Source organism: Hansschlegelia beijingensis (genome assembly GCF_045505405.1).
Classification (GTDB): Bacteria; Pseudomonadota; Alphaproteobacteria; order Rhizobiales; family Methylopilaceae; genus Methylopila; species Methylopila beijingensis_A.
Window position 1 is genome coordinate 1 of the sequence record NZ_JBJKEX010000040.1, and the last position, 16,929, is coordinate 16,929.

Sequence of the window (16,929 nt, forward strand, 5' to 3'; positions counted from 1 at the left end):
TGAACCAGTCGACCCATTCCAGCGTCGCGAACTCGACGGTCTCGAACGAGCGCCAGGGTCCACGCCGGTGGATGGCGGATCCCCGAGCTCAAGCCGCTCGGCGCGCCGGGTCCGGTCGCGATCGGCTCCGTCGTGCGGGCGGGCGCGGCCGGTGCGCCGGCGTTGCGCGTGGAGGTGTCCGCTCCCGAGGGAGGCAAGCCGCCGGAGCTGTTCGCCGAGACTGGCGACGGCGAGTATGTCGCCGCGCCCGAACTCACTGATAAGCCTGCCGGGGGCCGCGCCGCCTTCCGGATAGCCCTCGACGGGCCGGACCTGCCTGGCGCGGGCCTTCGCCTGACGCTTGTCGCCGCCGGCGAGGCGATCGAGACGCGCGTGCCCCTCGACGCCATCAGGCCCAAGTCCTAAGTCTCGCGGACTTCTTGGACCGCAACGCGGCCTCCACGCACCAGGAGACGGCCATGACGATCAAAGTCGGCGACAGGCTGCCGAACACCACCTTCCGTCGCCTCGGCCCCAATGGCCCCGAGACCGTCATGGCGGACGAGATCTTCGGCGGGAAAAAGGCGGTCCTGTTTGCGGTTCCGGGCGCCTTCACGCCCACCTGCCACAAGAACCATCTGCCGGGCTACCTCAACAACATGGACGCGCTCGCGGCCAAGGGCGTCGAGGTCGTCGCGGTCACGGCCGTGAACGACCCGTTCGTGATGGACGCCTGGGCGAACGCCACGGGCGGCAAGGGCAAGATCGAGTTCCTGTCGGACGGCAGCGCGGACTTCGCCAAGGCCATCGGCCTTGAGCTCGACGCCTCCGCGGGCGGCCTCGGGATCCGCTCGAAGCGCTATGCGATGGTGCTGGACGACATGACGGTCACACAGCTCGCCGTTGAGGATCAGCCCGGCAAGGCCGATCTCTCCAGCGCCGAACGCCTGCTCGAGGCGCTCTGACCTACAGGCGTTACGCGACAGATGCGTAACGCCTTACCTCTTGATGCGAACAAAATGAGTACATAGAACAGAAGGCCGCCGCTGGAGGACCTTCTGCCTTGGACATCGCCCGGAAGCTCGCGATCCTCGCCGACGCGGCCAAGTACGACGCCTCCTGCGCCTCGAGCGGAACTGACAAGCGCCATTCCGCGGGCGGCAAGGGGGCTCGTCCGCAGGGGCTCGGGTCAACGGAAGGCGCTGGCATCTGCCACTCCTATGCTCCGGACGGCCGCTGTATCTCCCTGCTCAAGATCCTCCTGACGAACGCCTGCGCGTTCGACTGCCTGTATTGCGTCAACCGCTCCTCCAGCAACGTGCCGCGAGCGCGGTTCACGGTGGCCGAAGTCGTCCGGCTGACGCTCGACTTCTACCGGCGGAATTACATCGAGGGTCTGTTCCTCTCCTCCGGCATCGTCAGGAGTCCCGACTTCACGATGGAGCAGGTGGTCCGCGTCGCGCGGACCCTCCGGCTGGAGCATGGCTTCAAGGGCTACATCCACCTCAAGACGATCCCCGACGCCTCTCCGGAGCTGCTTGCGGAGGCCGGGCTCTATGCGGACCGCCTGTCGATCAATGTCGAGCTGCCGACCGAGACGGCCCTGAAGCAGCTGGCGCCTGAGAAGGACATCAGGGCCGTCCGGCGCACCATGGCGGGGCTTCGCGGTCGCATCGATGAGGCCAAGGCGGATCGGCGCGCGCCGCGCTTCTCGCCTGCTGGCCAGAGCACGCAGATGATCATCGGAGCCGACGCGTCCGACGATCGGGCGATCCTCGGAACATCCGCGAACCTGTACGGCTCCTATCGGCTCAAGCGCGTCTATTACTCGGCGTTCAGTCCGATCCCGGACGCCAACGCCCGCCTGCCGCTGCAGGCGCCGCCGCTCGTGCGGGAGCACCGCCTCTATCAGGCGGACTGGCTGATGCGCTTCTATGGGTTCTCCGTCGACGAAATCACCGAGGGCGGCGGCATGCTCGACCTCGCCGTCGACCCCAAGCTGGCCTGGGCGCTGCGCCATCGCGAGCGCTTCCCGCTCGACGTCGACCGGGCCTCGCGCGAGGAGCTGCTGCGGGTGCCTGGTCTCGGCAAGACCGTGGTCGACAGGATCCTCTCGGCGCGGCGCTTCCGCGCCATTCGCTGCGAAGATCTCGCGCGGCTGAAGGCGCCGCTGCGCAAGGTGCTGCCCTTCCTGCGGCTGGCCGACCACTCGCCGTCGATCGGGCTGCTCGAGTCCGAGCGCCTGCTGGAGCGCATCGCTCCGCCGCCGCGCCAGATGGCGCTCGCTCTTTGACGGCCCGCCGGGTCGTTCTCGACGGTCCAGCCGACGTCGCGGGCTGGCGCGCGGCTGCGCGAAGCCTGCTCGCAGCAGGGACGCCGGCTTCGTCGGTCGTCTGGTCGGTGAAGGGCGAGGCGGACGACCTGTTCTGCGCAGCGCTGGAGGCCCCTGCGGCGCATTCGGCGGCGCGGGGTTTCTCGGTCGCGCGCGGCTTCCTCGAGCTCGCGGGGACAGGGCTTCTCCACAGCGACCCGGGCCGTTTCGACCTGTTCTACCGCCTGCTCGCTCGCGTCGTGCCGGATCGATCGGTTCTGGACGACGCGGCGGATCCGGACGTCGTGCGCGCTCGCGACCTCGCCAAGGCGGTCCGGCGCGACAAGCACAAGATGACCGCCTTCGTGCGTTTCCGGGAGATCGCGACCTCGAACGGCGCGCATTTTGTCTCTTGGTTCGAGCCGGAGCATCACATCGTCGAGGCGACGGCGCCATTCTTCGCGCGCCGCTTCGCCTCGATGCGGTGGTCGATCCTGACGCCGGAGCGCTCGGCGCATTGGGACGGTGACGAGCTCGTCTTCTCAGAAGGCGCAAGGCGCGCCGACGCCCCGGACAGCGACGCCCTGGAGGCGGTCTGGCGGACCTACTACGCGAGCATCTTCAATCCGGCGCGGCTCAAGGTCGCCGCGATGCGGTCCGAGATGCCGCGCAAGTACTGGCGCAACCTTCCCGAGGCTTCGCTCATTCGTCCGCTGATCGCCTCAGCCGCCGTCCGGTCGGCGGCGATGGTCGCCGCGCCGGCGACCATGCCGAAGAAGGGCCACCGCCCGATGAAGCAGACCGAACTTCCCGAGCCCCACAATGCCTCGACGCTCGACGCGCTGCGAGCGGAGGTCGACGAGTGCCGTAACTGCCCGCTCTGGGCCGACGCCACCCAGGCGGTGTTCGGCGAAGGGCCCGCCGACGCCAGGGTCATGTTCGTGGGCGAGCAGCCCGGCGACAAGGAGGATATCCAGGGCCGGCCCTTCGTCGGACCGGCTGGAGCGCTTTTCGACCGGGCCGCGCAGGAGGCCGGCCTCGAGCGCGACAAGGTCTATGTCACCAACGCGGTGAAGCATTTCAAATTCGAGCCGCGCGGCAAGTTCCGGCTGCACAAGACGCCGGGACCGACCGAGATCGCGGCGTGCCGTCCGTGGCTGGAGCGCGAGATGGCCACGCTCAGGCCGCGGCTGGTGGTGGCCATGGGCGCGACCGCGGCGCGCGCCGTGATGGGACGCGTCGTCAAGATCGGCGAGACACGTGGCTCGATCCTGCAGCGGGAAGGCGAGCCGGACGTGCTGGTGACCGTTCACCCGTCCTATCTGCTGCGGCTGCCCGACGAGGAGCGCAAGCGCGCGGAGTTCTCCCGCTTCGTCGAAGATCTGCGGCTCGCGGCGCCTTTCGCCAGAGCGGCCTGAGCGGCTTCAGCGAGGAAACGCGACACAGGATCCCTCAAGGGCGACTTCGACCTCGCCGGCGTCGGCCGCGAAGCTCGTCGGCGCGCGCACCGGCAGCTGGAACTCGCCGATCGCCACCGTCAGGACGGTGTGGTCCCCCCGGAAACTGCGGGCCAGGATCCTGGCCGCGCATCCGGAGCCCGGAGCGCCCAGGACGATCTGCTCGGGCCGCACGCAGACCCGGGCGACGCCGATCACTCCCGGCGACGTCGCGCCCAGCGGCATGCTGCCGAGCGCGGTTTCCGCCACCGCGCCGCGGATCTTGGCGTCGAGGAACACCGCCGCGCCTGTGATCCGCGCCACCTCGGCGCTCGCTGGCTGCAGGTAGACGGATCTTGGATCGCCCTGCTGGGCGATCGCGCCCTGGTTCATGACCGCGACCGTATCGGCGCTCGCGAAGGCCTCCTCGGGATCGTGCGTCACGAGGATGGCCGAGGCGCCAGAGCGCCGCAGGGTGGCGACGACCTCGCCCGAGACGGTCCGGCGGAGATCGAGATCGAGGCCGTTGAACGGCTCGTCGAGCAGGACGATTTCGGGACGCGGAGCGAGCGCGCGGGCCAGAGCGACGCGCTGCTGCTGTCCCCCTGAAAGCTCATGCGGATAGCGTTCCGCCAGTTCCTGCACGCCGACCAGAGCCAGGACCTCGCCGATCCGCTCCCTCGTCCGCTCCCGCCGCGCGAGTCCGAAGCCCACGTTTCCCGAGACCGTCAGATGCGGGAACAAGGCCCCTTCCTGGGGCACGTATCCGATCCGTCGCCGCTCGGGCGGCACATGCAGGCCGTCGCGAGCGACGTCCCGGCCATGGATCTCGATCGCCCCACCGTCGAGCCGTTCAAAGCCGGCGATCAGCCGCAACAGGGTGGTCTTGCCGCATCCGGACGGTCCGAGCAAAGCAGCGATCGCGCCCTCGCGCACGGCGAAGTCGACGCCACGCAGCACCGGCTGGCCATTGAAGGCTTTCTTCGCCTCGCGGACGCGGACGCTCGTCATCAGAGATCGTCAAGCTCCAGGCTGCGGCGGGTGAAGACATAGACGGGGATCGCCGAAACCGCGACCAGCAATGCGGCGAACGGCGCCGCCGCCGCATAGCGGCCTTCGTTCGCCTGCGACCAGACCTCGGTGGCGAGCGTGGTGACGCCGATGGGCGCCAGCATCAGGGTCGCGGTGAGTTCCCGCGCGAGCTCCAGGGTGATCAGCGCGAGCGCCGCGCCCACACCAGGCAGCATGTTGGGGAGCGTCACGGCGACGAAGGCCGCGACCGGTCCCTTGCCGAGGCTCCTGGCCACCTCCTCGAACCGGGCGGGGGCAAGCTCCAGGGACGCCCGCAGGGCCGACTGGGCGAGCGGCAGGGCCAGCACCGCATAAGCCGCGAACAGCAGCGCGACCGTCTGATAGACCCCGGGAAAGAAGCGGATCGCGAAGAATACGAGTGCGAGGGCGACGACCAGACCGGGAAGTCCGTGCACGATGTAGGGCAGCCTCTCGGCGAGGGCGGACAGGCGTCCCAGATGGCGCGTGGCGGCGAGCGCGAGCGGCGCGGCGAGCGCCGTGACGACGAGCGCCCCGGGCAGCGCAAGGGTCAACGAGCCTTTCACGGCCGGCCAGATGTCGGCTGCGGCGTGACCGAACGATTTGCCGACGGCGAGCCAATACACCAGCACCGCGCAGGGCGCGCCGAGCGCCAGCGCGATCAGCGCGGCCATTCCGAAGAGGACGAATGGCTTCGCGCTCCCCAGCGGCGTGAGCGACAGCTGTCGCCGCCCCCCCTTGCCGACCCGCGCGAAACGCAGATCGCGCCGCAGCTTCATCTCGAACAAGGCGGGCGGCAGCGCGAGCGCGAGCAGCACAGCCGATTGCAGGGCCGCGGCGCCGCCGTCGAACTCGAGTTCGTACGACTCGAAGATCGCGGTGGTGAAGGTCTGGACCCGCAGGAGCGCAAGCGCGCCGAACTCGGCGAACATATGCGTGAGCACGAGCAAGGCGCCGGCGCCGAGCGCCGGCCAGGCTTGGGGCAGCGTCACGCTCACGAACCGCCGCCAGGACGTTCGACCGAGGGAGCGCGCCACGTCTTCGAAGGCAGGGTCCATGCCGCGCAGCGCAGCCGCCACCGGCAGATAGACCAGCGGATAGTGCGAGAGCGTGAGGATCAGCACCGCGCCCGGCATCGTCTGGAACGCGACGCCCATCGAGGCCCAGGCGAAGCTCGCCACGAAAGCCGGGACGGCGAGCGGCAACGCGGCCGCCACCCGCCACCAGCGCCGGCCCGGAACGTCCGACCGCTCGACGCACCACGCGACCGCAACCCCGATCACCGCCGACAGCAGCGTCACCGAGCCCGCAAGCGTCACCGTGTTGACGAGAAGCTCCGCGGTGCGCGCCCGGAACAGCTCCTCAGCGACGCCCGCGAGACCAACCTGCCACGCCCGGGTCGCCACATAGGCGATCGGCAGCGAGATCAGCACGGTCGGCGCCAGGACGGCGAGCGTGAGCCAGCCCGGGGGCCTCGTCCGCCGGCCAGCGCCCGCCAAGGCGAGCGTCAAGCGAGCCCGGCCTCGCGACGCAGATCCCGCGCGAGATCCGAATCCGCGATGTCCTCGGGCGACACGTCCGGCGGGTCGAGCTCGTCAAGCGGCTTCAAGGGATAAGGCGACTTGACGTCGGGCCGCACGGGGTACTCTGCGACGGCGCCGACGAGAGCCTGCTGGCCCGGGACGCTGACCATGAACGCAAGAAGACGCTGCGCCAGCTCCTGACGCTTGCTCGACTTCAATATGCCCGCGCCGGAAAGCGTGACCAAAGCGCCGGGATCCTTGTGGCCGAGATATTGGAGCTGGCACTTCATCTTGTCGGCTCCGACCTCGTCGGCGACGCGGAACCAGTAGTAGTTGTTGACTAGCGCCGTCGGGATCTCGCCGCGCTGCACCGCCTGTACGGCCGCGACATTGCCATTGTAGACGCGGCCGTTGGCCTTGAGCCCCTTCATCCAGTCGAGCGCGGCCTCGCGGCCCTTGAGCTTGACGATGGCGAGCGCCTGGGCCTGGAACTCGCCGCTCGTCGGCACGAAGCCGACGCGGCCGCGCCACTCCGGCCTGGCGAAATCCATCACCGAAGCCGGCAGCGCCTCCGGCTGGATCATGTCGACATTGTAGGCGACCACCCTGCAGCGGGCGCTGACGCCGACCCAGGAGCCGTCCTTGGCCGCGAATTGAGAATGGACCTGCGCGATCGTGTCAGGCCGCGCCTGCGCCAGCAGGCCCCGGGCCGCGAGCGCGGCGATCGGGGCGCTCTCTTCAGAGTAGAAGACATCGGCCGGCGAAGCCTGGCCTTCCTCGATGATCTGGTTGGCGAGCTGGGCGCTGTTGCCGCGACGGATCGCGACCTCGACGCCGGTCTGTTGGGTGAAGGCCTCGACGATTGCGGCGGTCGTCTCCGCATGTTGGCCATTGTAGAGGGTCAGCGCGCCGCCCTCATCCGCCCAGGCGCTCCGTCCCGAGCCGAGCAAGGTGGCGCCGCCAGCCGCAGCCAGCCCCGCGACAAAGGCGCGGCGGTCCAACCTTTTCATTATAATTACTCCAAACAACGCAAGTGTTTAGGTGTCGTGAAAGGAGTCCCACTCGCGGGCGGAGTCAACAGCTCAAAGCAGCGGAGACCGACGCTGGCGACCAGGAAGGGCGCGCAGCGCGCGTGCTCGGCGGGCTGAGCCAGGTCAGGCGCCAAAGGGAGCTCAAAGGCCGGACGCCGGCCGGCGGGCCGGGCGCGCCCAGCCTGCGATGTCAGGAGCTCAACGTCCTGACTCTAACGAGCTCGAGATCGCGAGGCGCAGGACGCGAGACAAGTCCTCGACCGAATAAGGCTTCTGCAGCAGCTCGAACCCGGAGCGCCCCTCCTGGGCCAACACGTCGCTGTAGCCCGAGGTGAGGACGATGGGGAGGTCGGGCGTCAGTCGCCGTATCTCGCGAGCGAGATCGACTCCATTCACGCCGGGCATCACGACGTCGGAGAACACCACGTCGAACGAGGCGTCCGGATCCTTGAGCATGACGAGGGCCTCGGAGGCGTTCATCGCCCAGCTCGTCACATAGCCGAGGTCCTGCAGGGTCTGCGTCGCGAAGCCGCCGACCTCCACATTGTCCTCGACGATCAGGACGCGGCGTCCGCCGCCCACCGGCGCCGGGCGGTTCGTCCGAAGCGCCGGCGCCGGCTCGGCGGCTTCCTCGACCTCGGGGAGATAGATCGTGAAGGCCGCGCCTGCGCCCTGCGTGCTCTCGACCGCCACGTCGCCGCCGGACTGCTTGGCGAAGCCGAACACCTGGGACAGCCCGAGACCGGTGCCCTTGCCGATTTCCTTGGTGGTGTAGAACGGCTCGAATATCTGCGAGATGATGTCCGGCGCGATGCCTTCGCCAGTGTCCGTGAGCGACACTGCGACGAACGGCCGGCCGCTGGCCGCATGGCCCCGGATCGAGGGCAGCCCTGCGCCGCAGATGACCCGGAGCTTAAGCGTGCCCTCCCCGTTCATCGCGTCACGCGCATTGACCGCCATGTTGACCAGCGCCGTCTCGAACTGACTGCGGTCGGCTTTGACGAAACATGGCCTCTCCGGCAGCGAGCTCTGCACGTTCACGCGCGCGCCGGTCACTGTGTCCAGCATGTCGGTGAGAGAGCAGACGCAGGCCCCGACCTCGAACACCTCCGGATTGAGCGCCTGCCTGCGGGCGAAGGCGAGAAGCTGTCCCGTCAGCCGCGCGGCGCGATCGGTCGTCTCCGAGATCGCGTCCACGTAGCGACGCCGGCGCTCCTCCGGCAGATCCGGGCGCCTCAGGAAGTCGACCGACGACCGGATGATCGTCAGAAGGTTGTTGAAGTCATGCGCGACGCCGCCGGTCAGCTGTCCGACAGCTTCGAGCTTCTGGGATTGCCTGAGCGCCTCTTCAGCCTGCGCGAGCGCCGAAGCCTGCTGCTTCTCGGCCGTTATCTCCCGGCCATAAGCGTAGATGAGATCGCCCTCCGCGGAGGTGCGCCAGGAGAACCAGCGCGGCGTCCCGTCGAGGTGTCGGAACCGGTTCTCGAAATTGGTCAGGTCGCGGGCGTCCGACGCCTCCCGGAGGGCGGCCTCCGTCACCTTCAGGTCGTCCGGCCAGATGAACTCCCGGAAGCTTCTGCCCACCACCTCTTCGTGCGGATGGCCGAGAATGGCCGTCCACGCCGGATTGACCGCGCGGAACACGCCGTCGATCCCCACGACGGTCAGAAGGTCGCGCGAGTTCCTCCAGACCCGGTCGCGTTCCGCGGTCCGCTCGGCGACCTGCGTCTCGAGCCCTTCGTTCAGTTGTCGCAGCCGGGCTTCGAGCTGGCGGCGCGGGGTGATGTCGTTGAACAGCGCCGCCACCCGACGCTGCTCCGGCTTGTCGAGCCGGAACGCGTGAACGTCATACCAGCGCTGCCCAAGCTCGCGCGCGGAGCTCTCGAACCGGACGGGCTCGCCGGTCATGGCGACGCGCCCGTAGATCTCGAACCAGTGAGCGTCGTGGTCCGGCGCGAGCTCACGCATCCATCGTCCGGCCGCGTTGGTGAGCCCGGTCTGCGCTTCAAACGCCGGATTGGTTTCGATGAACCGGTAGTCCACCGCACGGCCGGCCTCGTCGAACTTCATCTCGAACGTGCAGAAGCCGGCGTCGATGTTCTCGAACAGATCGAGATAGTGCTGCCGCTCGACCCGAAGCGCCTCAAGCCGCGCGCGCGCCTCGTACTGCCGCCGACGACCGCGGAGCGCGGCCCGGACCACGCTGATCAGCGTGGTCGGATGAAACGGTCGTTCCACGAAGCTGACGTTTCCGAGCAGTTCCGACAATCTGGTCGCCGCCGGGTTTCGCTCCGCTCCGGCGCCATGGCGCACCAGAACGACGAACGGCATGTCCGACCATGGCGGCTGGTCGGAGATCCACGCCGCGAGCGGCGAAAGATCGACTCCTTGCAGCGCCTCCTCGGTGACCACCACGGCGCCCGCCGTCTCGACGAGGCCGGCGATCATCCCATCGAGATCGCGAACGATCAGGGAGGCGATCGTCGCCTCGCCCATCAGCGACTGCGCGATCCGCGCATCCCTGCCCAGAGGCGCGAGGATCAGGACACGTTCGGATGATGGGTTGTGCGGCGCGGTCACGAAAGGCGGCCGGACCTCTCGGGAGCCGCGCCCATGAGGGGCAGCTCGCTGCCTTTGCCGGTGTAGACCGGCGTTCCTCGCAGGATGCCCTGGAAGCCCTCGAGCGCCGGTCCGACCGCCAGCCCGCCCGGACCGATGCGGTACTCCCGGATCGTGTCCTCATGTGCGCTCGTCCGCTTCTTGACGATCGACATGGCCCGACGGACCTGGCCCGAAGCTTCGAAATAACGCAGGAGGACGACGGTGTCCGCCAGATAGGTCACGTCCACGGGCGACCGCATGTCGCCCATCAGCCCGTGTTGCGCGAGGGTGAGGAATGTCGACGCGCCCTGCCTGTTCAGATACTGCAGCAACTCATGGATGTGCAGGATGAGCGAATGCTCGTCCGGCATCGCGGCCTGGTAGCCGTTGAGACTGTCGATCACCACCGTCTTGATGCCGTTGGCGTCGACCCGAGCGCGGACCCGATGCGCGAACTCGCCAGGCGTGAGCTCCGCGGCGTCGACCTGCTCGATCACCACGCTGCCCTCCGCGAACCAGCGCCGCAGCGGGAAGCCCATGGCGGCGGTCCGTTCGAACAGAAGCCCAAGCTCTTCATCGAAGACGAACATCGCGCAACGCTCGCCGCGACCCACGGCCGCCGCCACGAACTGGATTGCGATCAGGCTCTTGCCGCTTCCGGTCGGCCCGAGGATCAGCGTGCTGGACCCGCTCTCCACGCCGCCCCCGAGAAGAGAGTCGAACTCCGGGATTCCGCTGCTGCGGGGAGCGCGCTCGAATTCGGTCTTGTGCTCGAGCGAGACGAGCCGCGGGAACACGGCGAGCCCGCCCGTCAGAATGGCGAAGTCATGGTAGCCGCCACGATAGCGCTGCCCCCGATACTTGACGACGCGAAGCCTGCGCCGCTCGGGTCCATAGGTGGGCGCCAGCTCCTCGAGCCGAATGACCCCATGCGCGACGCTGTGGACGGTCTTGTCGCTGACGTCGGCCGTCAGGTCGTCGAGCAGCAGCACGGTCGTGCCGCGCTTCGCGAAGTAATGTTTGAGCGCGAGGACCTGGCGCCGATAGCGCAGCGATCCGCCGGCGAGCAGGCGGATCTCCGAGAGGCTGTCGATGACGATGCGGGACGGCTGCACGCGCTCCACGGCCTCGAAGATCATCCGGGTCGTTTCGCCAAGTTCGAGGTCCGACGAATAGAGCAGGCTCTGCTGCTGCTCCGCGTCGAGCAGGCTGTCCGACGGCGCGAGTTCGAAGATGTTGACGTGCGAGGGGATCGACCAGCCATGCGACGTCGCGGTCTCGCGCAGCTCCGTCTCGGTCTCTGAAATGGTGATGTAGAGGCCGATCTCGCCCCGCGCCGCGCCCTCGAGCAGGAACTGCAGCGCGACGGTGGTCTTGCCGGTGCCCGGCGACCCTTCCAGCAGATAGAGACGATCGCGCCGCACGCCCCCGATGAGGATGTCGTCAAGGCCCGTCACGCCGAAAGCGGCCTTGTCGTCAGATCCCGAGGGGTGAGGCATGTCGATGAACCCAGATCGAAGCAGGCGCACGTGCGCGTTGAGCGATATAGCGCGCTTTTGCAGCGGTGAAGCGGGGGCGGCCGTCCTGACGATCCCGGTATTGGGATCCGCAGCACGTGGAGCGGCCGCTGAGGAAAGCTTCCGGGCCCCGTTGCGGCGTTGCGCTCCTGCCCTGGCGGGCGCAGGGTTCGGAAATGACGCCGAGCCCTGCGACCCGCCCGAACGGATCAGAACGCTCCCTGACCCTCGCCTTGCTGATTGACGGGGACAACGCGTCGCCAAAGATCATCGAAGGCCTGCTCGCCGAGATCGCCAAGTACGGCACGGCCAGCGTGAAGCGGATCTACGGCGACTGGACCAAACCGAACCTCGCCGGCTGGAAGTCGTGCCTGCTGGAGCACTCGATCCAGCCCGTCCAGCAGTTCGCCTACACGACCGGCAAGAACGCCACCGACGGAGCGATGATCATCGACGGGATGGACCTGCTCTACACGGGCCGCTTCGACGGATTCTGCCTGGTCTCAAGCGACAGCGACTTCGCCCGGCTCGCATCGCGGCTGCGCGAGCAGGGGCTGCGGGTCTATGGCTTCGGCGAGCGGAAGACGCCGCGCCCGTTCATCACCGCCTGCGACAAGTTCATTTTCTTCGACGTCTTGCCGAAGTCGGTCGAGCCGCTCGCCGTGGAGCCGGCCGGCCCGGCGGCGCCCAAGAAGGCAAAGACCCCGAAGCCCGCCGCAAAGCCTGCTCCCACGCAAGCGCCGCCCAAGCGCTCCGGCGAGACGATCGACGCCGCCGCCCGCGCTCTGCTGACCTCGGCGCTGGCGGCGGTGGCCGACGACGCCGGCTGGGCCGCCCTCGGCGCCATGGGCAGCCACATCGCGAAACGGTCTCCCGAATTCGACTCGCGCAACTACGGCTTCGCCAGGTTGAGCGACCTGGTGGAGGCCACCGGGCTGTTCGAGGTGGACCGGGCAGCCAAGAGCGGCGGGGTCGCGGTCAGACTGAAATGAGGCCTCATCGGGCCCGGCCGAGCGCCCGCGGCGGGCGGACTTGGCCTGCTGGCTTCAGAGGCCCTCCTGGGGGGCTGAGACCAGCAAGGCTCGCTGCCCCGCGGCGCGGTTGCGCCTTGGCGGCCGAAGAGCGAACTCTGTCGCACTTCGAGAGCGCCGCGAGCACCGCTCAAGACCGACGCGAGGGCGCTTCCATATCTAATGCAGGTCCGTTCCACCGAAGACGGGGCTCTGAGTGCGAGCGACACACTGCAGGGAGGACGCCCGGACGATGGGCGTGGCGCAGAGAAGCCCGCGAACCCCGATTGCCCCCCGCCTCCGGTTCGGCTAGGTTCCGCGCCGGCTCAGGCACCCGTAGCTCAGCTGGATAGAGCGCTGCCCTCCGAAGGCAGAGGTCAGAGGTTCGAATCCTCTCGGGTGCGCCAGCGTTTTCAGTCACTTAGGTGCGTTACCTCCCCCGCCGATCGTTGCCGCGGAAGCGTGACGGAAGCGTAACGCCGCCATCCGAAGCAAACAGAATCACGGCCGCAGGGCTTCTGTGGTGACGAGATTGTAAGTTCGGGCCCTCGCTGGGGCGCAGTGCCGTCCATATCGCCAGCGTTCCGTTTGGTTTTCCCGCCTCGGGTTAGCTCACGCGAATCGGAAGTTGATGGTAGCGTGGCCGCTGAGCCAGAACGAACTTGCGACGAATGCGAAAGTGCGCGGATCGAAGCATGGAGATAGCCTTCCGCACGAAGGCTCTACGCACTTTGTGTCTGAGCGGAGAGGCTATGGAGGCGACGTATGGTGCGGAGCGCGCACGTCATTTGATGAGTTTCCTGGCGGATATGCGGGCCGCGGATTGCCTCGGCGACTGCCCTTGGCTTGGAGTCACACCTCCACCTTCGGGGCGCGCCACTGAGGCAGAGGTAACGGTGGACGGTGGAGTAACCGTCACTTTGAGGACCGCTCAACAAACTATCCGGAAAGACGGAAACGAGAGGATCGATTGGGAACGGGTGCAACGCGTCATTGTTCAACGAATCGATGTCGATGATGCCTAAAGCCACCACATCGCATCAGTTCGAGCCGGACTGGGCGGTGGCCCCGGGTGCCACAATTGCAAATATTCTTGCCGCCCGTGCGATCTCACAGGAGCGATTCGCCGAGCTTATCGGGGAGCGCGTCGAAACGGTTCATCGACTTCTTACGGGCGATGAACCCGTCGATGGGGATTTGGCTACGCGCATTTCTCGTTGCCTTGGCTCATCTGAGGCTTTTTGGACAAAGCGAGAGGCCCAGTTCAGGTCGGATGCAGCGCGCGTTCGTGAAGCTGAGATCCAGGGTGCCAAGCTTGAGTGGGTAAAGCAGTTTCCCGTTCGGGAGATGGTTTCTCTCGGATGGATCGCGGACTTCCGATCTCAATCCGAAGCGGCTGAGGCATGCCTAGACTTGTTCGGGGTTCCCGACGTCCCCAGCTGGCAGCTAAGGTTCGGAGGAATAGCGACTAACGTGGCCTTTCGGTTGTCGCTATCCGCTCGATCGACTGCGGGCGCTATTGCAGCATGGCTGCGTTGGTCCGAACTCCTCGCAAATCGCATCTCATGTGCTCAGTGGTCCCCCCAGATATTCCGGGAACGTCTAGAGGTGATCAAAGGTCTAACACGGCAGAAGAACCCTGAGACCTTTATCCCGATGCTGAGGGACATGTGCGCCGACGCCGGTGTCGCGGTTGTGGTCGCCAAAGCACCGAAGGGGTGCCCCGCAAGCGGCGCAACGAAATTTCTCTCTCCCAACAAAGCGATGATAGTACTAACTTTCCGCTATCGGTCGGACGATCAGTTTTGGTTTTCCTTCTTTCACGAGGCGGGACACCTCCTTCTTCACAACATCGACTCCCTCTTCCTAGAGGATGGAAACGATCCACGTTCGGAGTGCGAGGCTGAAGCGAACGAGTTCGCCGAAAGAACGCTAATCTCAGCGCGCCACCGGGCGGAGCTCGACAACCTTAGAGTTGACGGCAAAGCAATCATCCGCTTCGCCCAGCGCGCTGGCGTAACGCCCGGCATTGTTGTCGGCCAGCTTCAGCACCGAGGAAGGATCCCACCCAGCGGGTTCAACTGGCTTAAGCGGCGGTTCAGTTGGGAGAAGATCGATCTTGAGGCGATCAGCCCCTAAACCGTAGGTAAAGATCTGGGCTTTTCTGCCAGTTGCAAATTCCATCTTCGAGAACTTGGCTACCCAATCCTACGTCCTCGCCAAAATGCCTCAGCTTCTCTTCCAACAATGAGGCCGGGATACCTGCGGTCGGAGAGCCCCCGAATAGGAGCCGCGCGCCTCTCAAAGGACCGGTAGAGTCCTTCAGATACGTTGAACCAGGATCGATCGGCGCAATTCCCAATTTGCCCAGCATCGTTAAGAAGTCGAACCTTCCCAAGCGACCGAAGCGACGAACCGCGTCGAGGGAACCGTACAGCGCATCGAATACGGCGGCAGGATTCTGACCGACCTGCTGATGGGTTTCACGCACCATATCGTGGTGCGTTCTGGGTGGAGCAATCCAGGCCACATAGGATGAGAGAATAGCCGCCGTTCCATTCGCCGCGGCCGCGCTGAGACTCTCATACTTTCGGTGGTTGCTGAACCGACGAGACACGCCGTCCGCCCCCCTGAGCGTGGCTTCGTTAATCGTCAGCCAGCTCTCGAGCCCCTTAGGATGCGCGGCAGTGGTCGCCCAATCCCAGCGCCCGCCCTGCCCGAGCTTTCCGTAAATGTCACGCGTGAGTCTCCAGCCATCTATCGAGTGCTTTCCAAAGTGGGTCGCAAGAAAAACAAGCCACCAAGCCTCGTCCTTCTCGCCCCGCCGGTCCTTTATGACCGCCGCACGAAGAGGGTCGAACAAAGGACTGCCGGGATCCTCACGCCTCGGATCGTGATCCGCGTCCCTAATGTGGTGAGCAAACTCAACTCTCCGTAGGCTATCAACAAACTGGCAAACGAGCGGGGTTAGCCGCCCTTGAACCCTCAGTCCTGGTAGCGCCCCGTGGTTACGTTCGTAGGTGGTGATTTTTGCGGCAAGCGCCTGTGCTCTACCACGATCTCGCGGCGTCATCTCAGCCCTTTCGACATTTCTAAAGCCCGGGGAGTTCGTCTTGGTCGCCCGTCCGTCGCTCAACAGCACGCTGGCGCCCCCGGATAAAGGCGTCGTACTCAGGACACGACATGTCCTTCTTTTCCCGTATGAGCGACCGGAGGTCTCCCTGGTCAGACAGACGCTTGATCCGCAGCAACCTCGCTAAGTCCAACCAATAAGGATCGATAGCTTCCGGTTGCGGCTCCATCTGACGCAAGCGGATCGCTTGTTCAGCATCTAAGAGCCAATCAACCGAACGCCAAGGATCTCCTTCAGGCATAGGAGGCATATTTATTGGCTCCTGGAACCCTTCCGCCAGATATCGACGAGCTCTGTGCTCGTCATCGTCGTACAAGTGCATACTCCCGACGAAGTGGATGTATCGCCCAAGCCGGGCATTAAGGGTCCGCGCCACCAGTTCATGAAGAAACGTGAAAGCAAAAACATCATGAGGAAACCCCCTGTAAGCATCGTTTGACCGCATTGTCGTTATCATATGCAACGAGCCATTTCTCGGAAGAAACTGTATCGCGGTCGTACAGGGAACATCTTTATTGTTATGCCTTAGGTCAGAATGCGAAAAAATCTGCAGAACTGCTTGCCTCGTGTCAGATACGCCATTCTTTCTTTTCAACATATCGATGATCTTACCGAGGCGACTGTCAGGGCCGCCCTTGACTAACCGAGGGCCGTATGCCCCGGGTGCCCGGACAGCCCGTTTCGATGCCCGGATGAAATCACGGTAATTCGGTATATAGTATGATATATGGTCCAACCGATCTGAACCGGACAAGTACCAGAGGGTTTCTCCGAGACAACTGAATAAGGTTCCCCGCCCCTCAGTTCTGCTGAACCTCCCCCGGGGATTAGAAAACTCGATGAGCACGCCGGTAAATTCCCTAGCGGCTCCTGCATTGGACCGCGTGCGGGTTCCGTCCCTTAGAAGCTTCCGTAGAAGAGCGCCAAGCGCGTCATCTAGATGGTCTGCCTTGATGCGCACGATGAAACCGGGCTGGAGCCGAGACGGGCCGCAAGCTTTGCGTGCAACCGCCTGATTCGTCTACTCCGCAGTTAGCCCGGCTAAGGAGTCGCCTTCGACGACTCCTTAGCGCTCGGCGCTCTGCTTGTGGGGCCGCACTCCCGCACTCACTCGCGGCGCGGTCCATCAGACCGCCGTCTTCTAGGGCCCGGACCCATTAAGGGGTTTGCAGATCGAGCGAAGCGTGATTCAGAGGCGTCCTCGAGGGAGGACGCCGATGGGATCGGACTGCTTCTGGCTGACGGACGAGCAGTTCGCGCGTCTTGAGCCGCATCTGCCGACGAAGACGCGCGGCGTTGCTCGTGTCGACGACCGGCGGGTGATCAGCGGCATCGTGC

Annotated in this window: 14 protein-coding genes and 1 tRNA gene; 8 read left to right on the plus strand and 7 right to left on the minus strand. The window is 66.0% G+C overall.

Annotated features, from left to right (window positions below):
- The first annotated feature begins 168 nt into the window (after positions 1-168).
- The 4 genes from ACIKT0_RS04590 (at position 169) to ACIKT0_RS04605 (ending at position 3,708) form a co-directional block, all read left to right on the plus strand.
- On the plus strand, positions 169-405 hold the full coding sequence (locus ACIKT0_RS04590; protein ID WP_407104206.1) for a hypothetical protein: 237 nt from the start codon (positions 169-171) through the stop codon (positions 403-405).
- 53 nt (positions 406-458) lie between these two features.
- Positions 459-944 carry a peroxiredoxin gene (locus tag ACIKT0_RS04595; RefSeq protein WP_407104207.1) on the plus strand — a complete coding sequence of 162 codons (486 nt, stop codon included), beginning with the start codon at positions 459-461 and terminating at the stop codon, positions 942-944.
- 98 nt (positions 945-1,042) lie between these two features.
- Positions 1,043-2,272, plus strand: coding sequence for a putative DNA modification/repair radical SAM protein (locus tag ACIKT0_RS04600; RefSeq protein WP_407104208.1), 1,230 nt, complete (start codon positions 1,043-1,045; stop codon positions 2,270-2,272).
- Complete coding sequence (locus ACIKT0_RS04605) at positions 2,269-3,708, plus strand: UdgX family uracil-DNA binding protein (RefSeq protein WP_407104209.1); 1,440 nt, start codon at positions 2,269-2,271, stop codon at positions 3,706-3,708. The genes ACIKT0_RS04600 and ACIKT0_RS04605 overlap by 4 nt, the downstream gene beginning before the upstream one ends.
- Positions 3,709-3,714: 6 nt before the next feature.
- On the opposite strand, the gene ACIKT0_RS04610 is transcribed toward ACIKT0_RS04605, so the two are convergent.
- The 5 genes from ACIKT0_RS04610 to ACIKT0_RS04630 all read right to left on the minus strand — a co-directional run bounded on the left by ACIKT0_RS04610 (position 3,715) and on the right by ACIKT0_RS04630 (position 11,430).
- Entirely contained in the window at positions 3,715-4,737 is a 1,023-nt protein-coding gene (locus ACIKT0_RS04610) for an ABC transporter ATP-binding protein (RefSeq protein ID WP_407104210.1), read from the minus strand.
- Positions 4,737-6,287 (minus strand): ABC transporter permease, encoded by a 1,551-nt coding sequence (locus ACIKT0_RS04615; protein ID WP_407104211.1) that lies wholly within the window; start codon positions 6,285-6,287, stop codon positions 4,737-4,739. Before ACIKT0_RS04615 ends, ACIKT0_RS04610 begins: the two co-directional genes overlap by 1 nt.
- Complete coding sequence (locus tag ACIKT0_RS04620) at positions 6,284-7,309, minus strand: extracellular solute-binding protein (protein WP_407104212.1); 1,026 nt, start codon at positions 7,307-7,309, stop codon at positions 6,284-6,286. Before ACIKT0_RS04620 ends, ACIKT0_RS04615 begins: the two co-directional genes overlap by 4 nt.
- Positions 7,310-7,528: 219 nt before the next feature.
- The gene (locus ACIKT0_RS04625; protein ID WP_407104213.1) at positions 7,529-9,910 is read right to left on the minus strand and encodes a hybrid sensor histidine kinase/response regulator; all 2,382 of its coding nucleotides are present in this window, start codon (positions 9,908-9,910) and stop codon (positions 7,529-7,531) included.
- Positions 9,907-11,430 (minus strand): ATPase domain-containing protein, encoded by a 1,524-nt coding sequence (locus ACIKT0_RS04630; protein ID WP_407104214.1) that lies wholly within the window; start codon positions 11,428-11,430, stop codon positions 9,907-9,909. The genes ACIKT0_RS04625 and ACIKT0_RS04630 overlap by 4 nt, the downstream gene beginning before the upstream one ends.
- 194 nt (positions 11,431-11,624) lie before the next feature.
- Here ACIKT0_RS04630 and ACIKT0_RS04635 point away from each other — a divergent pair, with 194 nt between their 5' ends.
- From ACIKT0_RS04635 to ACIKT0_RS04645, 3 genes are all read left to right on the plus strand, one after another.
- A complete protein-coding gene (locus ACIKT0_RS04635) occupies positions 11,625-12,440 on the plus strand; it encodes an NYN domain-containing protein (RefSeq protein WP_407104215.1) in 816 nt (271 codons plus the stop codon).
- A gap of 348 nt (positions 12,441-12,788) precedes the next feature.
- A tRNA-Arg gene (locus ACIKT0_RS04640) sits at positions 12,789-12,865 on the plus strand.
- A 607-nt stretch (positions 12,866-13,472) separates the two neighbouring features.
- On the plus strand, positions 13,473-14,597 hold the full coding sequence (locus ACIKT0_RS04645; RefSeq protein WP_407104216.1) for an ImmA/IrrE family metallo-endopeptidase: 1,125 nt from the start codon (positions 13,473-13,475) through the stop codon (positions 14,595-14,597).
- On the opposite strand, the gene ACIKT0_RS04650 is transcribed toward ACIKT0_RS04645, so the two are convergent.
- Complete coding sequence (locus tag ACIKT0_RS04650) at positions 14,587-15,531, minus strand: alpha-glutamyl/putrescinyl thymine pyrophosphorylase clade 3 protein (RefSeq protein WP_407104218.1); 945 nt, start codon at positions 15,529-15,531, stop codon at positions 14,587-14,589. The genes ACIKT0_RS04645 and ACIKT0_RS04650 overlap by 11 nt on opposite strands.
- A gap of 19 nt (positions 15,532-15,550) precedes the next feature.
- On the minus strand, positions 15,551-16,552 hold the full coding sequence (locus tag ACIKT0_RS04655) for a thymidylate synthase (protein WP_407104217.1): 1,002 nt from the start codon (positions 16,550-16,552) through the stop codon (positions 15,551-15,553).
- Between the two features lie 256 nt (positions 16,553-16,808).
- Here ACIKT0_RS04655 and ACIKT0_RS04660 point away from each other — a divergent pair.
- Positions 16,809-16,929: transposase (locus tag ACIKT0_RS04660; protein ID WP_407104219.1), on the plus strand; the 121-nt coding region annotated here is incomplete at its 3' end.